10 protein-coding genes are annotated in these 15,392 nt (G+C 74.5%); 3 read left to right on the top strand and 7 right to left on the bottom strand.

Annotation, left to right across the window (positions count from 1 at the left end; translation table 11 throughout):
* Positions 1-102 precede the first annotated feature (102 nt).
* A complete protein-coding gene (locus tag ABZ806_RS20380; protein ID WP_500218886.1) occupies positions 103-1,044 on the bottom strand; it encodes a DUF6177 family protein in 942 nt (313 codons plus the stop codon).
* 125 nt (positions 1,045-1,169) lie between these two features.
* Between ABZ806_RS20380 and ABZ806_RS20385 the strand changes: the two genes are divergently transcribed.
* Together ABZ806_RS20385 and ABZ806_RS20390 are read left to right on the top strand one after the other, a co-directional pair.
* The gene (locus ABZ806_RS20385; protein WP_500218887.1) at positions 1,170-2,609 is read left to right on the top strand and encodes an LCP family protein; all 1,440 of its coding nucleotides are present in this window, start codon (positions 1,170-1,172) and stop codon (positions 2,607-2,609) included.
* A gap of 160 nt (positions 2,610-2,769) precedes the next feature.
* Positions 2,770-3,735, top strand: coding sequence for a glycosyltransferase (locus ABZ806_RS20390; RefSeq protein WP_500218888.1), 966 nt, complete (start codon positions 2,770-2,772; stop codon positions 3,733-3,735).
* 55 nt (positions 3,736-3,790) lie between these two features.
* On the opposite strand, the gene ABZ806_RS20395 is transcribed toward ABZ806_RS20390, so the two are convergent.
* Both ABZ806_RS20395 and ABZ806_RS20400 read right to left on the bottom strand, forming a co-directional pair.
* Positions 3,791-6,940 carry a beta propeller repeat protein gene (locus ABZ806_RS20395; RefSeq protein WP_500218889.1) on the bottom strand — a complete coding sequence of 1,050 codons (3,150 nt, stop codon included), beginning with the start codon at positions 6,938-6,940 and terminating at the stop codon, positions 3,791-3,793.
* A gap of 123 nt (positions 6,941-7,063) precedes the next feature.
* Complete coding sequence (locus ABZ806_RS20400) at positions 7,064-8,578, bottom strand: sulfatase family protein (RefSeq protein ID WP_500218890.1); 1,515 nt, start codon at positions 8,576-8,578, stop codon at positions 7,064-7,066.
* A 112-nt stretch (positions 8,579-8,690) separates the two neighbouring features.
* Between ABZ806_RS20400 and ABZ806_RS20405 the strand changes: the two genes are divergently transcribed.
* Positions 8,691-10,178, top strand: a complete 1,488-nt coding sequence (locus ABZ806_RS20405; RefSeq protein WP_500218891.1) for a family 43 glycosylhydrolase — start codon at positions 8,691-8,693, stop codon at positions 10,176-10,178.
* On the opposite strand, the gene ABZ806_RS20410 is transcribed toward ABZ806_RS20405, so the two are convergent.
* From ABZ806_RS20410 to ABZ806_RS20425, 4 genes are read right to left on the bottom strand one after another with little or no spacing between them, the layout of a single operon-like run.
* Positions 10,160-11,794, bottom strand: coding sequence for a glycosyltransferase family 39 protein (locus ABZ806_RS20410; RefSeq protein ID WP_500218892.1), 1,635 nt, complete (start codon positions 11,792-11,794; stop codon positions 10,160-10,162). The genes ABZ806_RS20405 and ABZ806_RS20410 overlap by 19 nt on opposite strands.
* Positions 11,775-12,728 (bottom strand): glycosyltransferase, encoded by a 954-nt coding sequence (locus ABZ806_RS20415; protein WP_500218893.1) that lies wholly within the window; start codon positions 12,726-12,728, stop codon positions 11,775-11,777. Before ABZ806_RS20415 ends, ABZ806_RS20410 begins: the two co-directional genes overlap by 20 nt.
* Positions 12,725-13,933, bottom strand: a complete 1,209-nt coding sequence (locus ABZ806_RS20420) for a hypothetical protein (protein ID WP_500218894.1) — start codon at positions 13,931-13,933, stop codon at positions 12,725-12,727. Before ABZ806_RS20420 ends, ABZ806_RS20415 begins: the two co-directional genes overlap by 4 nt.
* Complete coding sequence (locus ABZ806_RS20425) at positions 13,930-15,234, bottom strand: hypothetical protein (protein WP_500218895.1); 1,305 nt, start codon at positions 15,232-15,234, stop codon at positions 13,930-13,932. Before ABZ806_RS20425 ends, ABZ806_RS20420 begins: the two co-directional genes overlap by 4 nt.
* Positions 15,235-15,392: the final 158 nt, after the last annotated feature.

The following is a 15,392-nucleotide window of genomic DNA, read 5'->3' on the forward strand; positions in this document are numbered from 1 at the left end:
AGTGGCGACGTGCGGCGGGTCGTCCCCGCGTGTCCGGATCCGGACGCCCGGCGACCTGCTCGGGGCGGCCGGCGACCGGATGAGGGCGGCCGGCCGCCGGGATCAGGGCGACTGGAGGTGCTGCATGAGCATGCTGTGCCGCTGCCAGCCGTCCGGGGTGCGGCCGTCGCCGAGCGGGAAGAACGTCAGCGGCGCGCGCGGCGGCCCGACCTGTTGTCCGGGGATCCCCTGCGGGCCGGAGACGGCGCCCGCGACGGCGAGCGCGACCGGGGCGGGCGCGCCGGTCCAGCGCGGCTCGGTGGTGAGGTCGGCGCGGCCCGGCGTGAGCTGGACGAACAGCGACGCGATCGGCTGGTCGGCGGCGAACGCGCCGACCAGCGAGGGGAGGTGCTGCAGGGGCGGCGGGTCCTCGGGCGCGTAGCCGACCGTGACGGTGCTGGTCTCGGCGACGGCGCCGCCCTCGCCCGCCGCGTAGTCGCAGATCGCCTGCGCGGGACGCGGCCCGTCGCCGCCGACGACGAGCCGCACGGTGGACCGTCCGCGCGCGTACTCGGTGAGCCGGTCGCGCCGCCACGGGTGCTCCAGCGGCTCGGCGGGCCCGAGCCCGGACGGGTACTTGCCGGTGAGCAGCTGCAGGAGGCGCTCCACCGTCCCGGCGAGGTCGCCCTCGGCGCCGTGCCTGACCCGGTAGACGAGGGTGAGCTGCGAGCCGATCGGCGCGCTCGGACGCGTGGTGAACCCGGGCGCGTAGTCGCGGGCCTCCGGGACGGGGACGAACGTCCGCCCGCCCCACCTCATCGGCCGCCCGGTCAGCCCCTCGTAGTAGCCGTCGCCGTTGCGCACGATCCACTGCAGGGCGTCGCCGGAGGCGGCGGTGCGCAGCGGCAGCGTCAGCCGGGAGTCCAGCGGGGTGACGAGCTGCAGGGTGCGGCCGGTCTCGGTGCAGTCGCCGAGGGCCCTGTTCAGCCAGGTGCTCAGCGGCACGACCGGCCGGTCCTGGAGGACGACCATCGCTTGGTCGGTCAGCGCGTCTACGGTGCTCATCTCGACCGGGAGTCTAGTCATCGGCGGCACCCCCGCGACCGGTCGGCGGGGGGTCGCGGGCACGGGACGGGGGAGTTTCCGGTGGCCGCCGTGGCCCATGTCCAATCTGTGCTGAAATGTTACGGATGCAGCGAGTCGCCGCGCCCTCCGGGGTGTACTACGCGGAGAGCGCCCCGCCGCCACCGGAGCCGCCGGTGCGGGGGCGCCTGTGGCGCGTGCTCGGCGGCATCTCGATCGCGCTCTCGGTGGTGCTGGTGGGCGGTAGCCTCACCGCCTACGGGTTCTGGCGGCGGCTGGACGGCCAGATCGACCGCGAGAACGTCGACGGCCGGCTCGGCCAGAACCGTCCGCCCAAGCTCAACGGCTCGCTGAACATCCTGCTGATGGGGTCCGACAGCCGCGCCGGGGAGAACGCCCGCTACGGCGAGGAGGCCGGGCAGCGCTCCGATACGACGATCCTGCTGCACATCTCGCCCGGCGGGGAGAGCGCCATCGGCATCAGCTTCCCGCGCGACTCGATGGTGCGGATGCCGCCGTGCGAGAAAAAGAACGGCCGGACGGTCCCGGCCCAGTTCGGGATGATCAACGCAGCCTTCTCCAACGGCGGCCCCGCCTGCACCTGGCGCACCATCGAGTCGCTCACCAAGATCCACATCGACCACTACGTCGAGGTCGACTTCGCCGGCTTCAAACGGGTCGTGGACGCGCTCGGCGGCGTCGAGATCTGCGTCCCGAAGCGCATCGACGACCCCAAGGCCGAACTGCACCTGCGGGCCGGCCGGCAGGTCGTGCACGGCGACCAGGCGCTCGGCTACGTCCGCACCCGCTACGTCCTCGGCGACGGCTCCGACCTCGACCGGATCAAGCGGCAACAGGCGTTCATGGCCTCGGTCGTCAACAAGGCGACGAGCAAGGGCATGCTCACCGACCCCGGCCGCACCTACGACTTCCTGTCCGCCGCCACCAAGTCCCTCAAGGCGGACGACCGGCTCACCCTGTCGGTGATGCAGAAGCTCGCCGCGAGCCTGCGCGGGATGAGTGCCGGGAAGGTCCGGTTCGTCACCGTCCCGGTGCAGGCGTATCCACAGGACAAGAACCGCGTGCAGTTCGACCAGGCGCTGGCCGAGCCGCTGTTCGAGGCCGTCCGGGAGGACAACAAGCTCCCCGACCCCGAGCCCGCGCCGGTGGCCGCGCAGAACAAGGTGCAGCCCGTTCCGCCCGCCCAGGTGAGGGTCGGCGTCTTCAACGCGTCCCCGACCGCGGGCCTCGCCGGGCGGACCGCCGAGCAGCTCGGCGAGCGCGGCTACAAGGTCGTCAAGGTCGGTACCAGCAAGAAGAAGTACGCCCGCACCCGGATCCTCTACGGCGCGGGCGCCGAACGGCAGGCGGCGCGCCTGGCGATCGCCGTGCCGGGGCACCCGCCGCGGCCCTGGCGGTCCGCCAAGCCGGGCTACGTGTACCTGTTCATCGGCAAGGACGGCGCCCGGCTCCGCGGGCTGACGCCGTCCGTCCCGAAGGTGGCCGGCGAGATCCGCGCCGACCGCGACATCTGCGCCCGGACCTGATGTGGCCGCGCATCACCGGTATCTTGGCCCGCGCCAACCGTTGACCGCACCAAAGCGTCCCCAGTAGGACGGCCTAGTAGATTCCCCCCGACCCCGGCCCGCCGAGCCGCCTCCCCGCACTGGGCTCCCCCGGCCGCCACAGCTCCCCCGGAACGGACGCATGCAGCCCGAACCCTTCACCCTGTTGATGACCGTCTACGGCGGCGACCAGGCGGAGCATGTCCGGGACGCGTTCCGGAGCGCCGTGCAGCTGCAGACCATGCGGCCCGACCAGGTCGTCCTCGTCCAGGACGGCCCCGTCCCGGCCCGGCTGGCGGACTGCCTGCGCGAACTCGTCGCCGGCAGCCCCGTCAAGGTCGCCTTCATCCGGCTGGAGAACAACCGCGGCCTCGGCCCCGCCCTCGACGCCGGCCTGCACGCCGCCTGGCACGACATCGTCGCCCGCATGGACGCCGACGACGTCGCCATGCCGCACCGCTTCCAGACCCAGGTCCCGCTCGTCCGCGCGGGCGCCGACCTCGTGGGCGCCGGGCTGCTGGAGTTCGGCACCGACATCACCGACGTCGTCGGCCGCCGCATCCCGCCGAGCGACCCGGCCGACATCGCCCGCTACTCGCGGCTGCACGACCCGTTCAACCATCCGACGGTCGTCTACCGGCGCAGCGCCGTCATCGCCGCGGGCGGCTACGGCGACCTGCCCCTGATGGAGGACTACTGGCTGTTCGTCCGCATGATCGCGAACGGCGCCCGGATGGTGAACGTCGCCGAACCCCTCGTCTACTACCGCGTCGGCGAGGGCGCCTACGAGCGCCGCGGCGGCCGCGACCTGCTCCGCTCCGAACTGCGGCTGCAGCGCGCGATGCTCCGCGAGGGCTTCATCTCCCAGCCGCAGTACTGGCGCAACGTCATGGTCCGCGGCGGCTACCGCCTCGTCCCCACGATGGTCCGCAAACCGTTCTACCGCGCCGTCGTCGCCCCCTACGGCGCCCGCCGCAACCGCTCCCGCGACCGCGCCGACACCGGCACCACCCCCGCCGGCGCCCTCTCCTACATCCCCCGCCACGCCCGCCGCGCGAACCAGGTCCCGCCGCTCTCCACGCCTCCGCAGGAGCCGCCCGCCGGCTGACCGGACAGCGGGGCGCCGCGCCCGGCCCGCTCGTCGGGGCCGGACGGCGGACGGGTCAGTTCGACCGGGCCCACAGGACGGGCTGGTCGCCGTTCGCGTCCGCACTGCGGCCCACACCGAGGAGCGTGCCCCCCAGGGCCGCGAGGCCGGTGATCTGCTGGTCGCCGACACCCCCCAGACCGGTGCCGCCGGGCGTCGTGGCCTTCCACGAGGCGCCGTCCGAGGACGTCCACGACACGACGTCCGTGGCGCCCGCGCGCCCGGTCGTGCCGGTGGCGGCGAACCCCTTGGGCGTCGCGGCCATGGCGGTGACGGTAACGGGCGTATCACTGCTCGGGGACGGGATCGGGCGCCACGTCCGGCCCGCGTCGGTGGAGATGTAGCCGATCCAGTCCAGACCCTTCGGCGTCGCGGCGATCCCCGCGGCGACGATCGTGTTCTCCCGTGCGGCGACGTGCGTGAGGTGGGCCTCGCTGGCACCGGACGACGGCAGCTGCAGCTCCTGAAGCGTCCACGTCTTGCCATCGGGCGACAGCCACACCGACGGGCGGTTCCCCTGCGCGCCGCGGCTGCCGCCGACGGCGGCGTAGCCGAACGCGCCCGACGCGACGTCCAGCATCCAGCGCGGGTTGCTCTGCCCGCCCGCCATCATCGCCGGGTCCGCCCCGGTGCCCCGGGTCCAGGTCTTGAGGTCGGGCGAGAACCAGGTGGCCACCGAGTATCCCTGGGTGCCGATGACCACGTAGCCCTGCGACCCGGCGGTGACCGCGTAGGTGACCGGCTGGCCGGTCTTGCCGGCGGCGAAGGCGGCGCCCGAGTCGGCGGCCTGCCAGGTCGCTCCGTCGTTCGAGGTGACGACGAGCGGGCGGCGCGGCGCCGCCTGGTCGTAGCCGACCGCGACCCAGCCCGCCGCCCCTGCGGCGACGTCGTTCAGCTGCTGCGGCCCCGGCCGGGTGAACGCCGCCCCGAGCCCCTGCGCGGGCTTCCAGGTGTTCCCGTCCGGCGACGACCAGACGGCGGCGTCGCCGCTCGCGCTCCCCACCGCCACGGCGAGGTTCCCGGTGGCACCGACGGAGCGGACCGAGTGGTCCGGCCGGACGGCGCCCGGGATCTTCGACGGGTCGACGGGGACCGCCGTGCCGTTCGCGTCCCAGACGCCGAGCACGGCGTTGGTGTCGCCGCCGCCGGGCTCGCGGCCGACGACGACGGTCTGGCCACCGGACGCCGCCGCGCCCGTGAGCTCCCGCCCCGGCTTCGACTCGGCCGTGCCGGCGCCCCGCCAGGTCCTGCCGTCCGCACTGCGCGACAGCAGCGTGTCCCCGGTGCGCACGACCACGGCGGTGAAGCCCTGCTCGTCCCCGGTGATCCCGCTGGTCATCCGGTAGCCGGGCGTGGCCAGGCTGCCGGCCTTCGTCCAGGTCCTGCCGTCCTTGGAGAGGAAGGCCTGGCCGGCCGGCTTCCCGGACGCCTTGATCTCCCGGACCGCCAGGAAGCCCGCGGGGCCGCCGCCGATCATCAGGCCGCGGCTGCCCTTCGGCACCGGTACCTCGGACGTCGCCCAGGTGCGGCCGCCATCCTGCGAACGCCACACCTTCCGGTACGGGCCGGACTTCTTGGAGTCGGGCGTGACCAGCCCCTCCAGCAGGATCACGTCGCCGCTCGCGGCGGCCTCGACCAGGGAGAGCTTCGCCTTCTGCACGTCCAGGCCGGCCTGGTCGCCGATGCGCGCCTCCCAGCGGCGGCCGTCGGCGGACAGCCACACGGCCGGCCGGGCGTCGCTGAAGTCGCCCTTGGGGGAGTTCTCGCCGATGGCCATGAACCCGCTGCGGGTGCCGACGATGCGCTTCACCCGGTCCTTCGGGCCGAAGACGTCGCCGACGGCATCGGGCTGCCGCCGCCATGCCGTCCCGTTCTCGCTGGTCCACACGGCGCCGCCGCCTCCCGCGCGGCTGCCGATGGCGACCCAGCCGCGGGGCGACCCGCCGACCGCCTCGGGCACGCCGCCGGACGGCGCGACGCCGCCGTCGGTGCCCTGCTGCGGGACGGACTTGAAGGTCCGGCCGGCGTCCGTGGAGACCAGGAACAGGCCGCGGGCGTTCTGCGGGTCGGTCTCGCCGCCGACCGCGACCACGGTGGAGCCGAGCGCCGCGACACCGCTGATCTGCTGGTCGCGGCCGTCGGTGGCCGCCGCGCCGTCGACGGGGAACAGCGCCCCGGCCAGCTTGGCGCTCGCACCGCTCTCGTCCTCGTCGCCGCCGAGCAGGCCCGGCACCACGATCACCGCGGCGGCGACCAGGGCCGCGGCGGCCAGCCCCGCGCCCGCGATGAGCAGCGGCTTCTTGAGGCTCCTGCGCGGCTTCCTGGGCGTGCTCTGCGCCGTCCGCCACGGCTCGTCGACCACCGGCGGCGGCGCCGGCGGCAGTCCGTCCTGGACGGGCGGCGGCGCACCCGGGACCTGCTGCGCCCACGGGAACGGCTGGGCCGCGGGAGCACTTGGCGCGCCCGGGACCTCCTGCGCGTAGGGGAACGGCTCCGGGGCCGGACGGGCCGGTGCGCCGGGGATCTCCTGCGCGTAGGGGAACGGATCGTGGGCCGGGGGGCTCTGTGCGGGCGGTGGCGGCGCGACCGGCGGGCGCGGCGCCGGCAACTGCGCCGGTGGCGCAGGCGGGGGCGGAACGGGCGGTGCGGGCGGCTGGAACGCCGGCGGCTGCGGGGCCGGTGGTTGGGATATGGGTGGCTGGCCCATGGGCGGAGGGGGCATGGGTGGCTGGGGCGCCGGCGGCTGTGCCGGTGCGGGTGCCGGATGCCGCTGCACCTGGGTCGCGTCGGGCATCTCCTGCGCGTACGGGAACGGCGGCGGTGCCGGAACGGCGGCGGACGCGGCGGGACCGCCGGGCGCCTGCGCCTCGGCGGCGGATCCGGCATCGTCGCGCTCGAACCTGAACTCGAGCATGGTGCGGTCGGCCAGTTCGGCCTCCGCATCGTCATCACCGGAGTCGTCGGCCGCGGCCGCCTCGGGTGCGGGCGGTTCGGCTGCGGGCGGCCCGGCGGGGAGTTGCCGCCCCGGGCCGTCCGTCGGCAGCAGCGGGCCGGAGGGGCCGCCCTGGTCGTCCAGCCAACGCGGCGGCGGCGGGACCTGAGCCGGCTCGCCCGGGTCGGGACGCTCCGCCTCGTGGTCGTCGTCCGGCTTTCCCGTTGGAGTCACGCCCGCTCTCCCCGCATCGGCTCGCCCTGCACTCGGCTCACTGTGCACTCGGCTCGCTGTGGACATGGCACTGCGTCACCGCAGTCGTCAGCGATGATAGCGGCGCAAAAGGGACGCGAGTTCTCACCGGCTCCGGCCCGCGTCGGCGCACTTGGCACCCGCGCAGTGCGTCAGCGCGTAGAGCAGATCGGACAGGTGCCGCCGCCGCTGCTCCGGTAGCGCCCCGGCGATGTTGCTCAACTCGTGCGGGTCGCGGGCGCGGTCGTAGTACTCGCGTTCCCCGTCGGCGTACTCGACGTACAGCATGTCGTTCGTGCGGAGCGCGTTGTAGGTCGTCGGCGCGCCGGGCGCCGAGTCCTGCCGGTCGGGGTCCTGCGGGGACGGCGCCGGCTTGACGTGCTCGATGAGGGCGGTCTCCCGCCAGTCCGGCGGGGTGCCGCCGCGCAGGAACGGGAGGAGCGACCGCCCGTCGGTCGCGGCCGGCGGGCGCAGGCCCGCGACTTCCTGGAACGTCGGGGCGAGGTCGGTGTTCTGCGCGATCTGCGCCACCTTCCGGCCGGACGGGACACCGGGCCCGGTGAAGACGAACGGCACCCGGACGTCGGTGTCGAACGCGGTCATCTTGCCGCCCGCGAGCCGGTGCTCGCCCAGGTGGAAGCCGTTGTCGGAGCCGAACACGACGTACGTGTCACGGTCAATGTCCAGTTCCTTCAATTTTGTCCGGATCCGGCCGAGCATCTCGTCCACCGCCTGCACCATGCGGACCCGGTTGCGGAAGCCCTCGTCGATGCGGCGGATCCCGGGCTTGCGCAGCTTCGGGTGCGACCGCAGCCAGGACGGCTTGTCGCGGACGTCCGCCTCGTTGAAGGACGGCGGCCGGGGTGCCCGCAGTCCGGGGAACTTCCCGGCGTGTCTCGGCGCGGGCACGAACGGCCCGTGCGGCGCGAACGTCGCGATCTCGATGAAGAACGGCTGCGCCGATCTCTGGGACCGGTCGATGAAGTCGACGCCCTTGCTCGCCAGCACGTCGGTGAGGTAGTCCTGCGGCTGTGCGCCGTAGTGGACGAGCCGGCCGTTCTCGTTCAGGTTGTAGTTGTACTCGGGGTAGCCGTTGCCGTTGACGTACCACTCGCTCCAGCCCGGCGGGACGTACGGCTTCGTCCCGCCCTGGGTGTCGCCGGGCTGGTAGCCGTTCATGTACTTGCCGAGCAGCGCGGTGCGGTAGCCGGCCTTCTGCAGGAACGGCGCGAAGGACGCCTGCTCGCCACCGTTCCGCTTGAAGACCTGGTACCCCCCGAGAGGCGGGAAGTTCGTCCGGACCCCGGTGTTGTGCGGGTACTGACCGGTGAAGATCGTGGCGCGGGAGGTGCAGCACAGCGAGTCCGCCACCACGAAGTTGTCGAACGTGAGCCCGTCCCGCTGCATCCGGAGCACCTGCGGCATGTGCGCGACCAGGTCCCAGGACAGGTCGTCGGTGAGGACGAAGACGATGTTCGGCTTCTTCGCGGCAGTGCCGGACTTCCCCTTCCCGCCGCCCTTCGCGTCGTCGGCGCGCCCGCCCGGCTGGAGGCTGCAACCGCTCAGTGCGAGGAGGGCGAGCACGCACAGGACGGCCGCCAGCCGCCGGTGTCGGGTCAACGTGTTCCCTTCCACGATGCGGTCGCCGGGCCAGCGTAACGATCTGAACGACATTCCGCGTACTCCGGGCGGTTCGCCGTGCCTGCGGCTTGTTGGCATGATGCCGGATGGGATGAGAAGACCTGGCGGGGACCTGCGGGCGCTCGCGCCGCTGCTGCCGCTGGTGGCGGGGGCCGCGATCAGCGCCGTGATCGCGCTGGTCATCGGGCTGGCCGTGTCCTGCCTGCCCTCCTCCGACGCGACGGCCGCGCGCCCGTCGCCGGGGTCGCCGCACGGCTCCGACCGGTCGGCGCGGCCGCCGCCGCCGAGCCCCGCCGGATCCCCGGTACCGATCGACCCGCCCGGCTACTCACCGGTCAAGCCGGTGATCGCCGGGTCCTTCGCCGACCCGACCGTGATCAAGGTCGCCGGGACGTACTTCGCCTACGGCACCAACAACGCCGACGCGACGATGCCCGTCGCGACCGCGCCGACCCCGACGGGGCCGTGGACCACCTCGCCCGGCGACGGCCTCGCCCGGCTTCCCGCGTGGGCGGCCCAGGGCTGGACGTGGGCGCCCGAAGTCGTCCCGCCGCAGGGCGGGTCGCGTTCCTACGTGCTGTACTTCTCCGCCCGCCGCAAGGACGGCGACCAGCAGTGCATCGGGGTGGCCACCGCCTCGTCGCCGGCCGGCCCGTTCGTCCCGCAGGAAGGCGATCCGCTGGTGTGCCCGCTGGACCTCGGCGGCGCCATCGACCCGGCGTCCTACATCGAGAAGGACGGGACGCGCTACCTGCTCTACAAGACCGACGACCGGCGGACCGCGGCGATCTACCTGGCCAGGATGAGCCCGGACGGGCTGCGCCTGGCGGGCCCGGCGAAACGGATCATGGGCCGCGGCGCGGACGAGCCCGTCCTGGTGGAGGCGCCCGACCTCGTCCGCCGCGGCGACTCCTACGTGCTGCTCTACGCGGCGGGCTGGTACTTCCAGTCGAACTACCAGACCCGCTACGCGGTGGCGTCCGCCATCGAGGGGCCGTACCGCAAGAGCGGCCCGATCCAGTCGACCGGCCAGTACGGCGGGCAGGTCGATGGGCCGGGCAGCGCCGACGTCCTCAGCGACGAGACGGGCGACTACCTGGTCTTCCACGGCATCCTGGACCGCCACGGCGGCTCCCGGGTGACCCGCGGCATGTACGTCGCCAGGCTCGGCTGGGACGGGGCGCGTCCCGTCGTGCGGGGTGTGCCCGTCCGCTACGAGGCGGAGCGCGGGCGGCTGAACGGCTGCGTCTCCGCCCTGGCCCGGCCGCACGCCTCCGGCGGCCGGGCCATCGGCCCGTTCGCCCAGGACGGCTGCCGGGTGGACGTCCCGGTCTTCGCGCCGGCCGCCGGCAGGTACACCGTCCGGACCCAGTTCGCGAACCGCTCCGGGACCGACTCCTATCTGGAGCTCTTCGCGAACGGGACCGTCGCGACGTCCCTGCGGCTGCGCCCGACGAAGGGCGCCGGCTGGACGTCCGTCACGGTGGAGGTCGAGCTGGCCGCCGGGTGGAACACCCTCAGCCTGCGCCGCCTGGGCGGGCAGGGCCAGGGGCAGATCGACTACCTCGACGTCCGGTAGGGGCCGGTCCGCACGTACAGGACGAGCCAGCCGCCCGTGTACGTCCACCTCCCGGCCTGCCGCCAGGGCCCGCCCGCCTGCACGGCCCGCTCGCGGCGCTGGATGACCGGGTTGCCCAGGTCGAGGTGCTGGTGGCTCATCACCCACACCCGGTCGACGCGGGCGAGCTTCGGCGGCAGGTCGCGCGGGTACATGTCGCGGCCCTTGAGGTTGGCGGCGCTCACCGGGTCGATACGCTGGTCAACGTCGCGGAGCCGCCCGAAGACGTCGGGGTAGGCCGCCGCGCTCCACCGCACGACGCCCGAGAGGTACACGATGGCGTCCCCGGGCCGCGCGTGGCCGCGGATGACGTCCGCGGCCCTCTCCATGTCCTCCGGGCGGCTTCCCTGCTCCCGGATGAACAGGTGGTCCTGGATGGACGGGGTGACGAGCGCGACCGCGGCCACCGCCATCACCGCGGCCTGGTCGGCGCGGCGGCCGGCGGCGGCGAGGACCCGGGCCAGTCCCGCGCCGACCAGCAGCGCCGCCGCCGGCAGGCAGTAGGTCGTGTACCGGAAGAAGAAGACCGGGTCGCTCACGAGCGAGACGGCGACCAGCAGCACGGTCGGCAGCACGAGCCAGGGCAGGGCCACGGCCGGCAGCGGGACCGTTCCGGGCGACAGCAGCGGGATCGAGCGGCCCCGCTGCACCCGGACGGCGGCGATCACACCGATCACCGAGAGCGTCACCACCACCCAGACGATCGCCCGGCCGCCGCTGAAGAACTGCAACTGCGACCACGCGACGTCCCATGTCGGCTTCGGCAGCCACTCGACCTGCAGCTTCTGGTTCCGGGCGGCGAGCGCGAACGGCACCAGCGGCGCAGCGGCCAGCGCGGCGGAGACCGTCCAGCGGACCCAGACCCCGGCCTTCGGGCGCATCAGCAGGAGCGTGGTGCCGTGCGCCGCCAGCAGCAGGGCGCCGTGCAGGTGCAGGAACCCCAGCAGCGCGATGGCGGCGGTGTAGCCCGCGAACCAGCGCCACGGGCGCCGCTCGTCCCGGTCCACGGCCCGCACGAGCAGGTAGGTCGCGAGTACCGCGACCGCGGCCGTCATCGCGTAGGAGCGGGCCTCTTGCGCCCACCGGGAGGTCTGCAGGCCGACCGCCCACGCCAGCCCGCCGAGGACCCCGGCGGGCGTGCCGAGGCAGCGGCGGCCGATGACCGTGATCCCCGCGGCCGCGGCGGCCATCGCCAGCGCGCTCGGCAGCCGCAGCGCGACCGCGCTCGTCCCGAACACCGCCACCCACGGCTTCATCACCATGTAGTAGAGGGCGTGGACGAGATCGAGGTGGTCGAAGACGCGCAGCATCTCCCCGTACGACCGGGTCGTCATGCTGATCGTGGCAGCCTCGTCGAGCCACAGCGACGGGTTCCCGATGCCGATGAGGGTGATCGCGAGGGTCAGCGCGGCGGGGAGCAGCGGCAGGGTCCAGGGCGCGGCCGGACGCCGGCGGGGCGTGCCGGCGCCGTCCGTGACCTCCGCGCGGGCCGTGGCGCCGGCACTGGCCGGTGGAGGTCCGGGCTCCTCGCCGTCCGGTCGGCCGTGCCGTTCCGTCTCATGGGGCGTCGCCGTCATGCTGGGGGACCTCGACTCCGATTTCGCGCAGCAGCGCTGGGGTGGGTTGCGGGCGGCTGGTGAGCCCGTCCTTGAGCCCGCGGACCATGGCGCGGCGCAGGACCGTCCGGTCCGACGATCCCGCGAAGGTGCGGGCCCAGCGCCGCAGAGTGGAACCGGCGTACAGGGCGCGTTCGGCCGGCGCCAGCCCACGGCTGCCGGTGAACAGCCAGATCTTGTTGCGGACCTCGAAGAAGAAGCGGTCGCCCGGGTCGGCGTCCGCGCCGCCGAAGCCGCGCGTCTTGTGCACGACGACGCTGTCCGGGCAGAGCAGGCCGCGGCGGTCGCGCAGCAGCCGGGTGGTGAACTCGAAGTCGTCGTTCCACAGGAAGTAGTCGGCGACCGGCAGCCCGCGCTCCCGCACGGCGCCCGCGTCGACGAGCACGGAGACGAACGACGCGGAGCGGATCGGGACGCAGCCGGCCGCGGCGGCGATGCGGGACTCGGCGGCCGTGACGCGGGGCTTGCGGCGCGGCGTGTTCATCGGATGGTCGCGGCCGTCGGTCCACACGACGCGGCTCGCGACCAGCGCGGGCGGGCCGTCGCCCGCGGTGGCCCGCGCGCGGGCCGCGAGCAGTTCGCCGAGCGCTCCGGGCTCCGGCACCGTGTCGTCGTCCAGCAGCCAGACGAGCCCGGCGCCGCCGCTCAGGGCGCGGGCCAGCCCGGCGCTGAATCCGCCCGCCCCGCCGATGTTGCGGGGCAGCACCAGCAGGTCGGTGTCCGGAAAGCGCTCCGCGACCATCGCGGCGGTGCCGTCGGACGAGGCGTTGTCGACCACGATGGTCCGGTCCGGCGGGCGCCGCTGGGCGCCGAGCGCGGACAGGGCCTCGGCGAGAAGGCCCCGCCGGTCGTGGGTGACGACCACCGCCGAGACGGGGCCCGGGCCGGGCGTCACCGGGCGCGCCTGCCCGTCGCGCGGCGGGCGGCGCGCTGCAGCGCCGGGGATGGCTCGGCGGCGTTCTCGATGAGCTCCCGCAGGTTCTCCCGGACGCCGGCCAGCTCGCTGTGCAGGTGCGCGAGCCCGATGCGCTCGTCCGCCACCGCCAGTTCCTCCAGCAGGTGCGCCACGACCCCGACGGACGCGGTCGCGATCAGCTCGTCCGGGACGTCGCCGGGGAGGAGCCCGGGCCCGGGCTCGCGGGACGTGGTCAGCTCGGCGAGGTCGCCGGCCACGGCGTAGCCGGAGGCGCGCAGCGACGCGGCGATCTCCCGGGTCCGCGCCGCCGCCCATCCGGTGTGCCGGGCGGGCAGGCGCATCCGCGTCCGGGCGTCGCCCGCGGTGCGGGCGTGACCGATGAGGTTCTCGCGGACGACGCGCTCGTAGTCCTCGCCCAGCGTGGGGCCGATCCGCTCGTTCAGCCGGCGCAGCAGCTCCGCCTCGACCGCCGGCAGCGGTTCGTCCACCGGGATCCCGGCGACGTCGCACACGCCGTCGCCGATCCCGCTCACCTCGCGGAACCGTTCCCACAACGCGCCGGGGGCCTCGCCGGGGGGCGGAAGCGTGAGCACGTGGACGCGCTCCCTCGGCACCGCGGACTCCCATGCGGCGAGCACCCGTACCGGGTCGTGCTGCCCCCAGAACATCTCCCCGTACGGCTCGGGCGCGTCGATTCCCCGCCTGACCAGGTCGTCGACGAAGCGCTCGAACGTGATCGTGTGCGCGTGGCGGATCTGCTCCTGCCAGTCGAGGATCAGTTGCCAGCCGAGGTCGCGGGTGGCGAACACCACGTGCACCTCGGCCGGCTGCAGCGACGCCACCGCGCGCGCGGCCTGCCGCTCGGTCGCGCCCGCCAGCAGCCCCTGCGAGAAGACGACCGCCGGGCCGTCCCAGTCGCGGGCGCGCTCGGCCATCCGCTCCCAGGCGCCGTCCCAGCCCGGGTCGCGGCGGCCGCCCCAGCTCATCTCGCGCAGGTCCATCACGGCACCGAAGTGCTCCTGCGGCCCGGCGATCGGGTAGCAGACACCGGCGTCGGCGAGGCGCCGCCGGTTGTCCCACAGCGCCCGGTGGAGGAAGGCCGTCCCGGCGGCGGGCGCGCCGATGTGCAGATATACCGACTTGGCGGGCTTGTCGGGCCGCCCCTCGTCCATGCGCGCGTTCACCTCTGACTCGTCTCGGTACTCGTCCCGGTCTCGGACGACGCCGCCTTGCCCTGCACCCTCCGGTAGGCGCCGCCGAGGCGGCGGACGGCCGGGTAGCGTTCGCGCGCGCCGCGTGCGGCGCGCTCGGCGAACGGGGCGGCGTCGCGGGCGAGCCGACCGGTGGCCTCCGCCAGGTCCGCCGACTCGCGCCGCAGCAGCCCGACCCGGTCGCGGACCGGCATCTCGGTGCCCGGGACGGACGCGTCCTCCTGCCGCTGCTGGACGCGCCGCAGCAGCGCCGCGATGGCATCGAGGCCCGCGTCCGCCATCTCCGCCCAGCGCGGCTCGCCCGGATCGGGGGCGGGCGCCGTCCCGAGCGCGGGGCCGGATGCGGCCATCGGCATCAGCTCGTACAGGTCGCCCACCACGTGGTAGCCGGCCGCGCGCAGCTCCTCGACCGTCTCGATCGCCCGCTCGGTCGCCCACGGCAGGTGCGCGGCGGGCAGCTCGATCCTGACCGGAGCCGGCCGCCCGGCCAGCACGTGCTGCGCGAGGAAGAGCTTAACCTCGTCGTTGTAGACCTGCCAGCCGATCCGCCGGGCGAGCGCCGTGTCGGCGAGCGCCGTGTTGAGCCGGAGCAGGAACTGGGTCTCGGTCAGGCCGAGCGACGCGTTGGCGAACGTGCCGGAGAGGTCGAAGTCGTCCGGGGCGAGGCCGGTGGCCGCGCAGAAGCGCCGCCAGAGCAGGTCGCGAGGCGCACCGGGCCTGGGCAGCGTGACGACATGGACGCGTTCGGGCGGCAGGTCCGCTCCCCAGCGTCCGAGCACCGCGACCGGGTCCTGGAGCCCCCAGAACAGCCGCGCGCTCTCGAACGTCCGCCAGTTGCGCCGCCGGAGCGCGGCCACGAACTCGGTGAACGAGGTGGTGAACCGGTTCTTGACGTCCTCCTGCCAGTGCGCCGGGATCTGCCGGCCGAGGTCGCGCGCGGTGAAGACCACGTGCACGTCGGCGAAGTCGAGGTCGGCCATGGCCTGCCGGACGTAGGCGGGCCGGGCCGGGGCGAGGAGTTCCTGCGAGATGACGGCGTTGCCGGGCCAGTCGCGGACCTCGTCGACCAAGTCCCGCCAGGCGCCGCGCGTCCGCGGGTCGGACGCCTCGCGGAAGAACGTCCGGCGCAGGTCGAAGGCGGCCCTGACGTGGGCGGAGAAGTCCGCGCCCGGGTAGAGGACGCCGTGCTCGCGCAGCCGGGCGCGGTTGTGCCACAGCACCTGCTGGAGGAACGTCGTCCCGGACTTGGCGGCTCCGACATGCAGGAAGACCACCGGGCGCGTGCCGCCTTGCGCACCGCCGGATGTGCCGCCCGCCGCGGCGCCTGGAGTGGACGAGACCACCGCGATCCTTGGGAGCCCTGCCTTGGTGCCGATGAAATCCCCGGTATCTTAGCCGCGATCCGTACGTATCGACCGGCCGGTGCCGTAGC

This window comes from Spirillospora sp. NPDC047418, assembly GCF_040643275.1.
Taxonomy (GTDB): Bacteria; Actinomycetota; Actinomycetes; order Streptosporangiales; family Streptosporangiaceae; genus Spirillospora.

Excerpts from the sequence above, each read along its gene's own strand:
- ABZ806_RS20380 (WP_500218886.1), bottom strand. The coding sequence starts at position 1,044 with ATGAGCACCGTAGACGCGCTGACCGACCAAGCGATGGTCGTCCTCCAG.
- ABZ806_RS20385 (WP_500218887.1), top strand. The coding sequence starts at position 1,170 with ATGCAGCGAGTCGCCGCGCCCTCCGGGGTGTACTACGCGGAGAGCGCC.
- ABZ806_RS20390 (WP_500218888.1), top strand. The coding sequence starts at position 2,770 with ATGCAGCCCGAACCCTTCACCCTGTTGATGACCGTCTACGGCGGCGAC.
- ABZ806_RS20405 (WP_500218891.1), top strand. The coding sequence starts at position 8,691 with ATGAGAAGACCTGGCGGGGACCTGCGGGCGCTCGCGCCGCTGCTGCCG.
- ABZ806_RS20410 (WP_500218892.1), bottom strand. The coding sequence starts at position 11,794 with ATGACGGCGACGCCCCATGAGACGGAACGGCACGGCCGACCGGACGGC.